9 protein-coding genes are annotated in these 14,939 nt (G+C 54.0%); 4 read left to right on the top strand and 5 right to left on the bottom strand.

Annotated elements, in window-relative coordinates; translation table 11 throughout:
• Positions 1 to 21: 21 nt before the first annotated feature.
• Positions 22 to 1,704: a RagB/SusD family nutrient uptake outer membrane protein gene (locus BN8_RS00480; RefSeq protein ID WP_009279785.1), complete on the bottom strand. Its 1,683-nt coding sequence runs from the start codon at positions 1,702 to 1,704 to the stop codon at positions 22 to 24.
• 36 nt (positions 1,705 to 1,740) lie between these two features.
• Complete coding sequence (locus BN8_RS00475; RefSeq protein ID WP_009279784.1) at positions 1,741 to 4,767, bottom strand: SusC/RagA family TonB-linked outer membrane protein; 3,027 nt, start codon at positions 4,765 to 4,767, stop codon at positions 1,741 to 1,743.
• Between the two features lie 176 nt (positions 4,768 to 4,943).
• Between BN8_RS00475 and BN8_RS00470 the strand changes: the two genes are divergently transcribed.
• The gene (locus tag BN8_RS00470; protein WP_009279783.1) at positions 4,944 to 6,302 is read left to right on the top strand and encodes a hypothetical protein; all 1,359 of its coding nucleotides are present in this window, start codon (positions 4,944 to 4,946) and stop codon (positions 6,300 to 6,302) included.
• A gap of 48 nt (positions 6,303 to 6,350) precedes the next feature.
• Here the strand turns inward: BN8_RS00470 and BN8_RS00465 are convergent, their stop codons facing one another.
• From BN8_RS00465 to BN8_RS00455, 3 genes are all read right to left on the bottom strand, one after another.
• Positions 6,351 to 7,166, bottom strand: a complete 816-nt coding sequence (locus BN8_RS00465; RefSeq protein WP_009279782.1) for an HNH endonuclease family protein — start codon at positions 7,164 to 7,166, stop codon at positions 6,351 to 6,353.
• On the bottom strand, positions 7,163 to 8,503 hold the full coding sequence (locus BN8_RS00460; protein WP_009279781.1) for an AAA family ATPase: 1,341 nt from the start codon (positions 8,501 to 8,503) through the stop codon (positions 7,163 to 7,165). Before BN8_RS00460 ends, BN8_RS00465 begins: the two co-directional genes overlap by 4 nt.
• 85 nt (positions 8,504 to 8,588) lie before the next feature.
• Positions 8,589 to 9,956, bottom strand: coding sequence for an NAD-dependent succinate-semialdehyde dehydrogenase (locus BN8_RS00455; RefSeq protein ID WP_009279780.1), 1,368 nt, complete (start codon positions 9,954 to 9,956; stop codon positions 8,589 to 8,591).
• Between the two features lie 145 nt (positions 9,957 to 10,101).
• Between BN8_RS00455 and BN8_RS00450 the strand changes: the two genes are divergently transcribed.
• The 3 genes from BN8_RS00450 (at position 10,102) to BN8_RS00440 (ending at position 14,899) form a co-directional block, all read left to right on the top strand.
• The gene (locus BN8_RS00450) at positions 10,102 to 12,165 is read left to right on the top strand and encodes an alpha-1,4-glucan--maltose-1-phosphate maltosyltransferase (RefSeq protein WP_009279779.1); all 2,064 of its coding nucleotides are present in this window, start codon (positions 10,102 to 10,104) and stop codon (positions 12,163 to 12,165) included.
• 131 nt (positions 12,166 to 12,296) lie between these two features.
• Positions 12,297 to 13,961, top strand: a complete 1,665-nt coding sequence (locus tag BN8_RS00445) for a putative maltokinase (RefSeq protein ID WP_009279778.1) — start codon at positions 12,297 to 12,299, stop codon at positions 13,959 to 13,961.
• A gap of 104 nt (positions 13,962 to 14,065) precedes the next feature.
• Positions 14,066 to 14,899 (top strand): SDR family NAD(P)-dependent oxidoreductase, encoded by an 834-nt coding sequence (locus BN8_RS00440; protein ID WP_009279777.1) that lies wholly within the window; start codon positions 14,066 to 14,068, stop codon positions 14,897 to 14,899.
• The last annotated feature ends 40 nt before the right edge of the window (positions 14,900 to 14,939 follow it).

Genomic DNA, 14,939 nt, shown 5'->3' with positions numbered 1-14,939 from the left:
TACAAAGTCGCAGGGGAACCGTTAATAACCAGGGTTTTGAGTAAGATTTGGATTGACCCGGCGCTCCAGGGCCGGTATGGGCCAGAGGTATTGCCTTGCTTTATCGAAACTCCGCTGCGCCACCACTTTGACGTCGGCACCGAAACCCGAATAATCGGCAATGCCGTCGTCGTCGATAGGCGTTACGCCCGGGAACGGCCACTTCGCGCGGTTTTGAGCCGCCGGGTCAGGTAAGCCAATAACGGGCCGGGTCAGGGCTTTTTCGGCCAGCCGCCACCGGATCAAATCCATGTATCGTAACCCTTCTTTGGCAAACTCAACCCGCCGTTCGCGCCGGACGATGCGCCGAAGTTCAGCGGGGTCGCTGGTCGTGACGGCCGGGTACGCCGATGTCTGGCCCACAGCCACCCCATAAGCCCTGGCCCGTACCTGGTTGATGGCATTGAGCACACTGGCGTCAATCTCGCCCAGTTCGATTTTGGCTTCGGCGTAGGTAAGCAGCACTTCGGCGTATCGGAACAGAATCGCGTCGTTGTCTTCGCTGCGTTTATCGGCCCAGCTTTGGTCAACCCCTTTTTTCCAGAGAAACCCCGTGAAGCTGGCAAAAGCGGCCACGGCCCGCGTATCCAGATTTGATACGCGTCGATTTTCTTTGGAGCTGAAAATGGTGGTTGAATCCGGATGCGGCTGATACGTGTACCCAAGCCATTGCGTACCGAATTCAACGATGGAAGCCGTCAGCCGCGGGTCGCGGTTTTTGAACGGTTCTTTTGGGTTATACAGGGGCGACTCATCAATGGGTTTGCCATCCCGGCATTCGTAGGCGTCGACCATCTCCCGGGTTGGAATCTGCGCTCCAAAACCACCTGTAACCCGGGGTAACTGATCCTGAACGTTCGTACCGGACGTAAATACCTTCTGCGCTTCGTCGCGCGGGATGCTGATAATCAGTTCCGGACTGGTTTCACCAGCCTTCAGAAACAACTGGCTGTAGCCGGGATGCAGGCTGTAGGCACCGGCTCCTGTAAACTGCATGATAGCCTGAGCAGCGTCTTTAGCAACCGCCCAGTTGCCGGTGTAAAGAGCCGTTCGGGCTTTAACTGCCAGAGCCGCCCCTTTGGTCAGCCGCTTAACGGCCGAAGCCGGATACGACTGCGGCAGGTTGGCGATGGCAAAATCCAGTTCGTCGAAGATAAATTTCAGAATCTCCGCCTGACTCGTGCGAGTAACAGCATACGATTCTTCCAGTACCATCGGTTTGGTCATCAGCGGTACGTCGCCGAAGTGGGTAATCAGCCGCGAATACTGATACGCCCGGATCAGCCGCATCTCCGCTTCCAGTTGCGTCATCACCGTAGCGGGTGTGTTCGCTTTCGCCCGGTCTTTGTTAGCCAGAAACGAGTTGGCGCGGGCAATGGCTTTGTAGCAGGCTGTCCAGTAAGCCTGAACGGTACCGTCTTCGGCGTTCATCGTACCGAACGTAACGGCGTTGCCCAACTGCCCCCGGTGCCAGTAGTTATCGGTGAACTGTTCATTGTCGTTGCCCCAGAAATCGAGCCGGTAGAGATCGTTAACGGCCAGCTCAAGCTCCGTCTGATTTGAATAAAACGTCTCCGACGATGGTTCGGACAGCGGGTTCAGGTCCAGCGTATTGCAGGCTGTAACGCTGGCTGTCAGCAAGAGTATAGAAACTAAATTCTTCATGGCTAATGGGTTGGCGGTTCAGAAATCAGGGGTTGATTAGAAGCGCAGGGTAGCTCCGGCCAGTAAGGTCGTTACGATAGGGTATGAGGAGTTGCCCACTTCGGGGTCCCAGTACCTCGGGAAGCGGTGAATGGCAAAGACGTCATTAGCCGATACGTACAGCCGCGTCGATTGCAGCCCGATTCGTTTCAGCAAGGTATTACGTAGTGTATAGCCCAGGGTAATATTCTTGACCCGGAAATACGCCCCGCTGATCAGCCAGAAGTCGGACATTTCGTAGTTAGCCCCCAGCGACCGGGTCGACAGGCGGGGATAACGCGCCTGCAAATTCTGTTCGGCGGTGTTATTCCTGCTCCAGAATCTGCCAATGATTTCCTCTGGTACGTTGCCGAAAGCCTCCGCAAACGGCCGCACAATCTCATCGGGTAGCCGACTCAGCTTTTTGCCTACGCCCTGCACCACCAGTCCGAAGTCGAAACCGTTATAGTCGAACCGTAGCGTGCTGCCGTATTGGTAGCGGGGTAATGACCCACCCAGCAGCACCCGATCGTCGGGAGTAATTTTACCGTCGTTGTTGATGTCGACGTAGCGGACATCGCCGGCCGTTACGTTGGTGTTCAGGCGGGGTGAGTTGTTGGCTTCGTCCTGCGTCTGGTAGAGCCCGGCTGAGCGATACCCGTACCATTCGTTGTATTCGCTGCCTTTGAACGTCGACAAACTGCCCAGCACCTGCGTGCCTTTCAGATCGACAATCCGCGACCGGGCATCCGCCAGGTTGAAGGCAATTGAGTAGTTCACTTTACCACCGATGCGGTCGCGCCAGCTCGTTTCCAGTTCCCAACCTTCTACGTCCAGGATACCGGCGTTCTGCTGCGGGCGTTCGTAGCCCAGGTACAGCGGAATATCCAGGGCCAGCAGAATATCGTACGTGCGTTTTTTGTAGTAATCGGCCGTAACTGTAAGCCGGTTTTTCAGGAAGGCCGCATCCAGGCCAACGTCGAACGTGCGGGTCGTTTCCCAGGAGATGTTCTCGACGGCATAGTCAACCTGGCCACCGCCGTTCAGCGGCACAACAGCCCCGTTCTGGTAGAACAAGGCATTGCTGAAGCTGATCGTGGCCTGATACGGGTAGTTGCCGATTCGCTCGTTACCTACCTCACCCAAGGAGCCACGCAGTTTTAGAAACGAAACCCAGCTATTGGTCCGCAGAAAGTTTTCTTCCGACAATGTCCAGCCGGCCGAAACCGATGGGAACAGAGCATCCCGGTACTGACGGTTAAAGCGTGACGATTGATCGTAGCGCAGATTTCCCTGCACGTAGTACTTGTTCTTGTAATCGTACTTGACCCGGCCGAACACAGACCGTAAGGCGACCTCGCTCGCACTGCCTGAATTGTCCCGCAATTCCTGCGATCCGGCATTCAGATACGGGAAATCGGTCAGCGCAAAGCCGCTCCGGGATGCCGACAGCGATTCGTTGCTATTGTAAATCTCTTCGTAGCCGCCCAGTACGTCGATGTTGTGCCCACCGGCAAAATCCCGGGTGTAATTAGCCAGCAACTGCCCCGTGATGGCCAGATTTTCGGTTCGGCCTTCGGTCAGCGTCGTGCGGGCCTGGTTGCTGAACGAACTCGGGCTGCCGTCCGGATTGGTGAACGTAATGCGCTTCGAGAACGATTTAGTTTTATCAAGGTCGATAGTGGGCGAAACCAGGGCGGTCAGCGTCAGGCCATCAATCGGTTTGAAGTTGAACGCCAGCCGGGCCAGAATCTGGTTATAAGCGCCGTTGGTCGTGCCGCCTTCGTTCAACTGCGCAATCGGGTTGCGACCATCTTTAGCCAGCGCATATCGACCATCCGAATAGAAATCATCGTAGATGGGAGGCATCACGCGGGCTTCGTAAATCGGGTTAACGACCGGCGTGACGGTATTAGTACGTTTATAGGCAACGTCCAGATTGACACCAAGTTTTGCGTTTACCTGCAAATCGTTGTTGACCCGGAACAGGTAGCGTTCGTAGTTGTAGTTGTCGTAGAAAGCCCCCGCTTTGGTATACCCCAACGATGCTTTCGTCTTGATCTTGCCCGTTCCCATCGTGAACACCAGATCATGGCGAACGCGCGGGGCCGTTGCCCGGGTCATGACGGTTTTCTGCCAGTCCGTATTGGCAAACGGAAACACGTCGGGCCGCTCCCGATTGTACCGCTCAAAATTCTCAATAAAATCCTGGGAGTACGGCCCACTGGAGGAGCCATCGTTGGTGGCCTGCTCGTTGAACAGCCGCATGTATTCGGGAGCATTCGCGTAGGCAGGCAAAGCCGTCGGTTTCTGAACACCGTATTCGACGTTGTACTCAAAACTACTCTGCCCTTCCCGCGCCCGCTTGGTCGTCACGAGCACAACCCCGGCGGCCCCGCGCGATCCGTAGATTGCGGCCGACGCGGCATCTTTCAGCACCGTGATGTTTTCGACATCGTTGGGGTTGACGTTATCGATGCTGCTGACGGGTACACCATCTACGATGATCAGCGGGCTGTTGGTCCCGAGTGTCGTAATGCCCCGGATCAGGATGTTGGCACCCGCCCCCGGTGCTCCGCTGCTTCGGGTAACGGATACCCCCGCAATACTGCCCTGCAGGGCTTCGGAAATCTGGACGGTCTGACGCCCGCCCACATCTTTGGCATCGATGGTCGATACCGCGCCGGTCAGGTCTTTTTTCTTCTGCGTACCGTAGCCGACCACAACCACTTCTTCCAGGGAATTGTCGTCGGGTTTGAGCGCAACGTTCAGCGTCGACTGGCCGGCGGCATTCAGCTCCTGACTTTGGTAGCCCACAAACGAAAACGTTAATACCACCGTAGCCGCGTCGGGAATCGTGAGCTTATAGTCTCCGTTAGCATCCGTAACGGTACCACGCTGGGTACCTTTAACGACAATACTGACACCGGGCAGGTCCTTGGCTGTTTCGTCGGTTACTTTCCCGCTTATCTGACGTGTCTGCGCCAGCAGTGGGACAAACCAGCCTAAAAGCAACGCACAGCTTAGTAGAAGTTTTTGTCGCATAATTTTTCCGATATTTATTGGTTCTTAGTCGGGTCGACCCCGATAGGACTTAGGATAAATTTGAGTAAGCAAATATAAATTTGCACTATGCGACGATGGGGCAGGCAGATTTGACCATTTGGCTGACCAAAATTCTGGACAAGACAATCCATTGATTTACAGACAACTCCCGAACAATGATTGCAGAAAATGGACAAGGCAAGGCCGGCTTCTACTATCACCTGGAGCATTGTTGTCAACTTGTCAGCGAAACCTATGGCAAACCCGAACGAACGGCCTGGACAAACGGTGACTACGTCCGGCTAGGTCAAATTCTTTTCCGAAAAACCGGCGTACAGATTAGCCCCAATACGCTCAAGCGAATTTTTGGAAAGATCAAGACGGACTCCCGCTATTACCCACAGAAGGCTACCCGCGACGCACTGGCCAGCTACGTCGGTTACCTGGACTGGGACCGTTTTGTGGAAGCTCAATCCCGACCCGAGCCACTTGTCGAACCGCCAACCGAAGAGTTGCCTAAACTGCCGACGGTCTTACCCGTAGCAGCCGTTAATCAGCCCGTAGCATCAGGCAAAAAACCACACGTCAACCGGAGGTTTTGGCTGGTGGGTTTAGTTGTTCTGGTTGTGTCCGCCGTTGGAATTCTAGTATCGAACAGCCCCATTGCCAAACAAGGCGCACCGACGGCCATTCGGCTAATCTGTAAAAATCCGGTCGGCGAAAATCCCCATTCGGCGAACCTACAGATTGAGGGGCTTGAGCAATTCGTGGATAGATCGGCCCGCTATCTGATTGAGTTTGGGGATGGAAAGCGAAAGCCGGTAGATACGACGACTATACTGTATAATCACTACTACGAAAAGCCGGGGCGCTACTTTGCCGTTTTGAAACGAGGGGCGCAGAATCTCGATACGGCAACCATTTTTCTGCCGACCAGGGGCTGGGCCGCTACTGCCTACATGATGTACGACACCACCCGGGTCTATCCAATCGAACTACCCGATTTATTCGTGAGCGGAAAACGAAGCATCAGCGCGGTCGAGACAGCCCAGGCCGGTATTGACACCAATCGTACGTTTTTCATCGAGTTTGCCAACACACAGGTCACGGACATCGACGCGGATAATTTTGAGCTGACGACCCACGTAGTAACCTCGCCCACCCGGACCGGCGTGCGGTGTTCACAGGTAGGCGTTACGGTCTACGGGGAGTCGTCGAAGCATTCGTTCGATGTTATCAAACCCGGTTGCGTGTACTGGTCTCAGATACAGTTATCGGAGCAGGTTAAATGGGGGCAGCGGGACGATTTACGTTTTCTGGGGGCCGACCTCCGCACAGGCGGTACGTTGGCCTTACGAGTCATTAATCAGCGGGCCCATGTGTTCATCAACGGCCGACAGGTCTACGAAGCGTCGTACAAACAACCGCTGCACCGGGTCTACGGCGTCAACATCCGGTTCGCCGGAATCGGCACGATCAATTCGTTTTCGCTGAAAGACCTGAAAACGGGAAAAGTGTTTGATGGTAGTTTTTAGACTGGAATGCCGTCATACATGACTTTGGCTTAACAACTATAAATGTCTTTACCACATCAAAGCCTCAGGTGCCTCTCCAAATAATTGTTGTAGCTCGGGTAGAAATTGATGCTGGCGTTTCATTTCTTGCCAGACCGTCTGGTGGCTTTCATCAGCAAAATTCCGCTTAAGTTCGCCAAGATGACTTTCGGTGGCGTCATGGTCCCGATCATGAATGTATTCACGAAGCCGAGCTCTAAAGTTAGTGTATGCGTTACGCCGGGCATTTATAAGATCACCGCGCGTGTTCAGATTTAGGATACGAATGGTGTAGTCAGCACGCTGGTACGATAGTGAATCTTCATCCATTAACGGTGCAAACCGAAACGTTTTCGTCTGTAAATCCAACAGCATAAACTGCAATGGGTCCTCCACCCTTGGATTAATTAGCACATGTTGACCTAATGGTGGCCTGATCAAAGGCGGATCGCCATGCTCGGGTATCTCGTAGAAGGACTCATTCTGGTCCTGACGAAACACCGCATATCTATTACTTTTTGGGCCATTACATGGACCACACGCGTAACAGTAGTTATCCCAGGAAAAGCACTGTTCAGGAAATAAGTCTTTGGGGGCAATGTGTTCAACCTCATCGGCGACGCTATCTTCGCAATAGTTACAGCGTCTTGGTCCAACACACATTTCGGCAAGTTTCTCTCTAACAATTTTAAAAGCCGCGTTATCCGCCTTATTGTGCTGTTTGAACAGCGACTTGGCTTTTGCAACCTGTAAAGTATAATCACCCGCATCCAGCACAAGCCGTTGGTATTCTGCTAATTTCCGCAGAGTAGTGACTGGCAATTCAGGTACTGATAAGCGAATCATCGGGCAGTAGGTAGTTTGGCTTTCAGTTCATATAGCTCCTGCCGCTCTTCCTCTGTAATGATTCCTTTGAATGACTTTACATTCAACTTCGCTAATTTCTCCGCTAACTCTTGCCCTTCGTTCGACTGAGATACATTTTCTCCGAAGACCTCAGTGCCATACGCATCCAGTACATTGCCATAGATAAGTCGGTCACGCTCTATACCGATTACCTCACCTGACTGCTGGTTGCTACCTGGGGCTGCTAATCGCCATACTGAGCCTTTTTCGGCCGCCCGACAAACCAATGGACTATGTGTCGTGACTATAAATTGAAGATTAGGAAAATATCTGGTGAACCACTGCCCGATCCGTGTCTGCCAGGTCGGGTGCAAATGAGCATCGATTTCGTCAACTAAAACGACACCGGGCAGATCAATAACTAAGTTATTCCTGCTAATCTGTTGAAAAACGACGTCTGCCCCGTAGACACGAATCAACTGGCGAATCAGTTCAAACATCATACTGAGGACTGATCGATAGCCGTCTGACATTTGAACATCTCGAACTATACTTCCATTACCGTCTTTAAAATACACGCCATCCTTGACACTAATGCTTTCGAGTTTGGTCTGATGAGGTAAAAGTCCTGCTTCATTTATGAACGTTTTCAGATAATCTAAAGATGGATTTACGGGTCTATCATTATATCTATCTTCCAATTGTCTGACGTATAATTCCTGTAAATAAGCTAACGCTCCTGACAGGGCTACATCTTCGCCAAAAGCCGATAAATGGGCTCCCAACCTTGGGTTGGTTTGGTATAGCTTATCTTTTTCTAAGCTCCCCCCTGTGAATCGTCGAAATGGTCCATAAGCAGCCGAAAACCAAGCATCTACCCTAAGATGCTCTGATGGAGCGGAAGGCGTGGGCGGTGGAGCCGAAGCAGTTGTTATTGTTGGTGTAGCATACGAAGTTTTAGAATAGCTCTTGCGGCCCCTAAAAATTACTTCAAGTAATGTAGCTCTCGATTCTTCTTTGCCATATTGCTCCCACTCAAATGTAATTCTATTCTGAACCAGTCCAGTTTGTGTCTCGTAGCGACCGTCAGGCGCGATTTGCACATCAATACTTCCAAGATCGTGCTTTCGATTTAGCCAATCATCCCAATTTTGGCCGGCGGCATTGATGTCAGTAATGTCAAGCATTGCTAATGCTACAGATCGTACAATTGTTGATTTTCCTGCTCCATTATCCCCAATCAGTACGTGCCAGCCAGCCTCCTGCCCTTCAGCAAAAGTCATCTCAAAATGCTCAATGGAGCGAATGTTATTGATCTCAATACGTCGGATGTACATAGCAAACGAAAGTACAAATTTGTCGCGAAGCTAAGCCTTCTATTTGGTATGCTTTTACATGAACGCATCAACCATACCCTCTGCCCTACGTCTTCCCAATATACACCGTCTTGGCAGTACAGAAATCCTTGATCCCGGCTTCGGAGAGTTCGCGGCCGTAGCCGGACTTTTTCACTCCACCGATCGGTAAGCGCGAATCCGAACGAACGATGGCGTTCACGAACACGCTGCCCACTTCCAGCTGACGGCTCAGCCGGTCGGCTTTGGCCAGGTCCTTCGTCCAGATGGCGGCACTCAGGCCGTAACGCGACTGATTGGCCAGCCGGACGGCCTCGGCTTCATCAGCCACTTCGGTGATGGCCGCCAGTGGCCCAAACGTTTCTTCCCGAAACACGACCGAATCCGGCGATACGTTATCCAGCAGTGTCGGCTGGAAATTAGCATCCCGACGTTCGCCACCCGACAGCAACGTAGCGCCTTCGTTGAGCGCCGTTTGCAGTTGCCGTTCGAGCTGTTCGGCCAGATCGACCCGCGCCAGAGGCCCTATTTTCGTATCGTTCTGCGTTGGGTCGCCTTGTTTCATGGCGTCAATCAACGCCTTCACTTTCTCTGTAAAAGCAGCTTTGACCGGCTTCTCCACCAGGAACCGCTTGGCGGCAATGCACACCTGACCGGCGTTGCTCATCCGCGACTGCACGGCGGCCTCGGCGGCTTTATCCAGATCAGCGTCTTTTAGAACGATGAGCGCATCGCTGCCGCCCAGCTCCAGCACTGACTTTTTGATGTTCCGCCCAGCCAGACTGGCGACTGTTGAACCGGCGCGTTCGCTACCGGTAAGCGTAACCATGCCTACGCGGTTGTCGGCCAGCAGCCGCTCCACTGCATCAACGTCGCTGATAAGCGACTGAAAAACACCTTCCGGAAAACCCACGGCCCGGTAGGCTTCCTCAATTGCGATGGCGCACCCGAATACATTCGGGGCGTGTTTCAGCAGCGTGACGTTGCCCGCCATCAGGGCTGGAACCGAATACCGGAACACCTGCCAGAACGGAAAATTCCAGGGCATGATAGCCAGCACTACTCCCACCGGTTCATACACCACCCGGCTCTCCTGCGCATCGGTCGGAATGATGTCCGGCTGAAGCAGGCGTTCGGCGTTGTCGGCGTAGTAGTCGCACTGCCCGGCACATTTATCCACCTCGCCCAGCGATTCCGACAAGATTTTTCCCATCTCGGCGGTTATCAGTTCGGCCAGTCGCTGCCGGTTATCGCGCAGATACGTACCCAGTTGGCGAAACAACTCACCCCGTTCAGCAAACGAGCGGCTAACCCATGTTCGTTGGGTTTCAGTGGCCTGCGCCAGCCTGGCGTCTACCTGCGCCGACGTTTCTTCGGCGAACTCCTGAATAACGTGAAGTGTATACGGATTTATGGATTGGAACGTCTTCGACATAACTCATTTTAGTTAACCAGTAAGACCATAACCCTACGTTGCCGTAGGCTGCTGATTGATGTTCACACTACAACAACCTACTTTTTTGTAACATTGTCGGTAGTATTTCGGTATAATTTTTAATACCAACCGACCAGAAGCTGCGATGAGCACACCAACCACGGCTAAGAAGCCGACTAAAAAACGCGCTCCCCAGTCCAACGCTGAGCTTGCTCTTCAGACTACACTTTCCGGCATTCAGGGTCAGCAGCGCGTCGTCATTGAGCGCGTAACGCCTGAAATCGACGGTGGGCGCTTCCCCATCAAAGCCGTACCCGGCGATGTTATAGCCGTTGAAGCCGACATCTTTGCGGATGGCCACGATTACCTGGCGGCCCGTCTGTTGTACAAACACGGCGACGACAACACCTGGCAGGAAACACCGATGGCACTGATCATCAACGACCGCTGGGGCGGAGCCTTTGTGGTAGAAAAACAGGGGCGGTATCATTACACCATTGAAGCGTGGGTCGACCATCCGGCATCGTGGCAGCACGAAATCCACCTGAAAGTTGCCGACGGGCAGCGTATTACGAGCGAACTGCTGGCCGGGGCTACCTACGTCGAAGGCATGGCACAACGGGCCGGTCGACAGGCCGGCAACGCCCACGATGAGGCTGAACTGTACCGGATCGCGACCTTATTCCGTACCGGCTCGGCCGATGCTGAGGGCAATAACTACAACGAAGCGGTCTCCTTCGCCGAAAGCGAGCAGTTTTTGCATTACGCTCACCTGTATCCCGAGCGCCAGTACCCTACCCGTCATGCGCCCGAACTGGCCGTTGAAGTAGACCGCCCAAGAGCCGGGTTCAGCACCTGGTATTGCCTGTTCCCTCGGTCGGCTGCGCGCGAGGAGGGCCACCACGGCACTTTCCGGGACGTAGAAGCCTTGCTGCCGCGCATTTCAGGCATGGGCTTCGACGTACTGTATCTGCCTCCGATTCACCCCATTGGCACATCGCACCGCAAGGGCAAGAACAACTCCGTGGTGTCGCAGCCGGGCGATCCGGGCGTTCCGTACGGTATCGGTTCGGAGCTGGGAGGGCACGATGCGATCCACCCTGAACTGGGTACGCTGGACGATTTCAAACACCTGATCGCCGTCGCCAGAAACTACGGCATGGAAGTAGCGATGGACCTGGCCATTCAGTGCTCGCCCGACCATCCGTGGGCGAAAGAACACCCCGAATGGTTCAAGAAGCGCCCTGACGGTACTATTCAGTACGCCGAGAATCCGCCGAAGAAGTATCAGGACATCTACCCCGTTTACTTTGAAACCGAAGACTGGCAGAACCTCTGGCTGGAACTCCGGCGCGTGCTGCTGCTCTGGGGCGAATGGGGCGTTCGGATGATCCGCGTCGACAACCCGCACACCAAACCGTTTGCGTTCTGGGAATGGGTGATTGCCGAAGTCAAGAAAGAGTACCCCGATATGATCTTCCTGTCGGAAGCCTTCACGAAGCCAAAGGTGATGCAGGAGCTGGCCAAGCGTGGCTTTGCGCATTCGTACACGTATTACACCTGGCGTAACAACAAGCAGGAGTTGCAGGAGTATATGACCGAGCTGACGCAGAGCGAGATGAAGTACTACTTCCGCCCGAACTTCTGGCCGACCACGCACGACATCAACCCGTATATCTTGCAGGGGGGCCACGAACCGCAGTTCCTGATTCGCTATTTCCTGGCCGCTACGCTGTCGAGCAACTACGGTATCTACGGCCCATCGTTCGAACTGATGGAACACATTCCCTTCCCCAACAAGGAAGAATACCTCAACTCCGAGAAATACGAGGTACGCTACTGGGACTGGGGACGGACCAACAAACTAACGTACCTCATTGGCCTGACCAACCGCATCCGGCACGAAAACGCAGCGTTGCAGAAGACCAACAACATCACGTTCTGCTCCGTCAGCGACGATGCGATCATGGCTTATGTGAAAGTGGCCGAACAAAACCGCCTGCTGATTGTCGTCAACACCGATGCCTACAGCCGCCGGGCAGGCATGGTGCAGGTTCCCATCTGGGAATTGAACATTCAGCCGGACCAGGAATACGTAGTGTACGACCTGCTTACAGGTGCCTATTACACCTGGCGGGGCGAGTGGAATTACGTTGAGCTGGACCCCTACACGCTGCCGATGCACCTGTTCCGCATAGACCTGCTGTAAGCGCTTCAGCAAGAGGTTTGATAACGCCCGGTTTGTAGAAGCCGGGCGTTTTGGCTAACAAGGGCCCTAAATCATTAGTTGTATGTTCTATGTGACACTACACACGTGTGTTTTAATTTCGTTCAGCGCCTATGTCCTCTCAACCTCTAACTTCATCAACTACTTGGTCTACCCTCGCCAATGATGCTACGTTCTGGCCGGCCCTGGCCGAAACGTTATTGCCTTCCTACGTCAATACCTGCCGCTGGTTTGCGGGCAAAGCCCGGCATCAGGCCGGTTTCTCGATTCCGGTGGTGCATCCCCTGCCCCTTCCAGGCCGGACCGACGAACCAGATGTCGCGTACCTGTTGATTCTGGAAGCCCGCTATACCGACGGCGAGCCGGAGCGGTACCTGCTGCCGGTGTCGTTCGTAGCCGATCATACGGCCCGGGAACTGCCGTTTCGGCTGGCCGACATTCCCGATAAAGGCCGAATTGGCGAAGCTGTTCTGGGTGAGTATCCCGGCGTACTGATCGACGCCATTTATGACGACCGATTCCGGCAGGCGCTGTTTACGGCCATTCACACGGATCAGATCATCCCCCAAACCGACGGCCAATTGGTTTTTAACCGGGGGAAAGGTCTCGAGGAGGGCGATGGCGCGCTGCCGTCGCGGGTGCTGCCGGTCGATTCGAGTAATTCGGCCATGGTCTTCGGCGATAAATACTTCATGAAACTTTACCGCAAACTCTTCCAGGAAACTAACCCGGAAGTAGAAATGGTAGCGTTTCTGACGGAGGTTGGCGGTTTTCAGCACATCCCGGCGTTTGGGGGCAGTATTGTGTGGCAGCGCCCGGAAACCGAGATTACGCTGGGTATGGTGCAGCGCATGGTTCCCAACGACAAAGATAGCTGGATGCAGACCGGCGATTACCTCAACGACTTCCTGTACGCCGTGCCCCACCGGATGTTTGCCATTCGGGAGGACGTGTTCGACCGGGTTGAGTTGCTGGGCAAACGGACCGGCGAGATGCACTGTAGCCTCTACAAACCGGATGCTGAACCAGAGTTTGCCCCCGAGCCGTTTACGGACGAATACCGCAACTTCATCATCCGACGCCTGGAAAGCCTGCTCGAACGCCGATACGCTCTGCTGGTCGATAACTACACCAAGCTGGACCCGCTGGCGCAGCGGCAGGCCTGGGTGTTTATGGAAGCCAAGGAGATGATCGACCAGTTCATCGACGATTTCCGAACCCGGCCGCTTAGTTCGCTGCGGATTCGGATTCACGGCGACTATCACCTGGGTCAGGTTCTGGCTGCGGGTAGCGATTTCGTCATCATCGATTTTGAAGGTGAGCCCGAAAGCAGCATCTCGGATCGGAAGATAAAGCATTCCCCCCTCAAAGACGTAGCGGGCATGATCCGGTCGTATCACTACGCCGTGAGCGCCAAACTATTCAACTCTTCCGAGACGGAGGGCATCGACCCGGCGCATCTGCAACGCGTTTCTGACCGCTGGTTCTATCTGATTCGGGATACGTTCCTGAATGCCTATCTGGATCAGTTCGGCACACCACACCCGCTGTTCAAAAACAACAGTGAGGTGAACTTCCTATTGCTGGTTTACCTGCTCGAAAAGGCCGTTTATGAACTCGGCTATGAGATCAGCTACCGGCCTTCCTGGGTGAAAATTCCCCTCAAGGGCATCATCGACGTCATTCGGGAGATTGAGAAAATCCGCCTGAGCGACATGGGCCACGTAGAGGAAATCCCCATGTTACAAACCGGTTTACTGACAGACAAGAGCAGTTAAAATGTAGTGGTTTATCATTTGACGTTTGTAGTTCGGGTCTGAAGTTTGTAGTTTGACAGGCGAGCCCGTATGCCCGGCTCGAACTACAACGTCAAATTAAACTCATGACACCTTTTGAAAATGCAACTGTCATCATCACCGGTGCCGGCTCCGGCATTGGCCGTCAGCTTACCATCCAGGCCGCAGCCAAAGGCGCTCAGGTTATTGCCACCGACATAAACGAAGACGCCCTGGCCGAAACCGCCCGGCTGGCCGGCGATAATGTAGACACCCAACCGCTCGACGTATCTGACGCCCTGGCGATTCGGCTCTTCGCCGAAGATACCCTCCCTACCCTCGACGACCGCCGGCTGATTCTGGTCAACAACGCTGGTGTAGCCCTGGGCAGCGGCCCCTTCTCCGAAACTGAACTGGACGATTTCGAGTGGCTGCTCAGTATCAACCTGTGGGGTGTGATCCGGATGACGAAAGCGTTTTTGCCGTATCTGATCATGCAGAACGAAGGGCACATCGTCAACGTATCCAGTGTTTTCGGGCTGGCCGGGGTCATGAATCAATCGGCTTATTGCACCGCCAAGTTCGGCGTCCGGGGTTTCACGGACACGCTACGCATGGAATTACTGGATACCAACATCGGCGTTACCTGCGTGCATCCGGGCGGCATCAAAACCAACATTGCCTCTAACGCCCGTATCGGCAAAAGCGGATTCGTAACGAAAGCCATGCATAAAGAAAGTGCCGCCAGTTTTGAAAAAGCCGCCCGAACCACGGCCGACGAAGCCGCCCGCCAGATCTGGGAAGGCGTTCGACGCAACAAAGCCCGGGTCCTGATTGGTGCCGACGCCCGCCAGATTGATTGGGTAACGCGCATGTTCCCGACCGGCTACGTCCGTATGATTCACGACCAGATGGAGAAAGCATTTAGTCCGGGAGTTTAACGTTTGCGTAGGATTCAAGTTCAAAGTTTGTATTTTCATG

This window comes from Fibrisoma limi BUZ 3 (assembly GCF_000296815.2).
Classification (GTDB): Bacteria; Bacteroidota; Bacteroidia; order Cytophagales; family Spirosomataceae; genus Fibrisoma; species Fibrisoma limi.
Note: the sequence above shows the minus strand (reverse complement) of the source record. Positions and strands in the feature narration are given on the sequence as shown.

Bases quoted from the DNA above. Each gene is read 5' to 3' on its own strand.
- BN8_RS00455 (WP_009279780.1), bottom strand. From the start codon at position 9,956: ATGTCGAAGACGTTCCAATCCATAAATCCGTATACACTTCACGTTATT.
- BN8_RS00460 (WP_009279781.1), bottom strand. From the start codon at position 8,503: ATGTACATCCGACGTATTGAGATCAATAACATTCGCTCCATTGAGCAT.
- BN8_RS00480 (WP_009279785.1), bottom strand. From the start codon at position 1,704: ATGAAGAATTTAGTTTCTATACTCTTGCTGACAGCCAGCGTTACAGCC.
- BN8_RS00470 (WP_009279783.1), top strand. From the start codon at position 4,944: ATGATTGCAGAAAATGGACAAGGCAAGGCCGGCTTCTACTATCACCTG.
- BN8_RS00445 (WP_009279778.1), top strand. From the start codon at position 12,297: ATGTCCTCTCAACCTCTAACTTCATCAACTACTTGGTCTACCCTCGCC.
- BN8_RS00475 (WP_009279784.1), bottom strand. From the start codon at position 4,767: ATGCGACAAAAACTTCTACTAAGCTGTGCGTTGCTTTTAGGCTGGTTT.
- BN8_RS00465 (WP_009279782.1), bottom strand. From the start codon at position 7,166: ATGATTCGCTTATCAGTACCTGAATTGCCAGTCACTACTCTGCGGAAA.
- BN8_RS00440 (WP_009279777.1), top strand. From the start codon at position 14,066: ATGACACCTTTTGAAAATGCAACTGTCATCATCACCGGTGCCGGCTCC.
- BN8_RS00450 (WP_009279779.1), top strand. From the start codon at position 10,102: ATGAGCACACCAACCACGGCTAAGAAGCCGACTAAAAAACGCGCTCCC.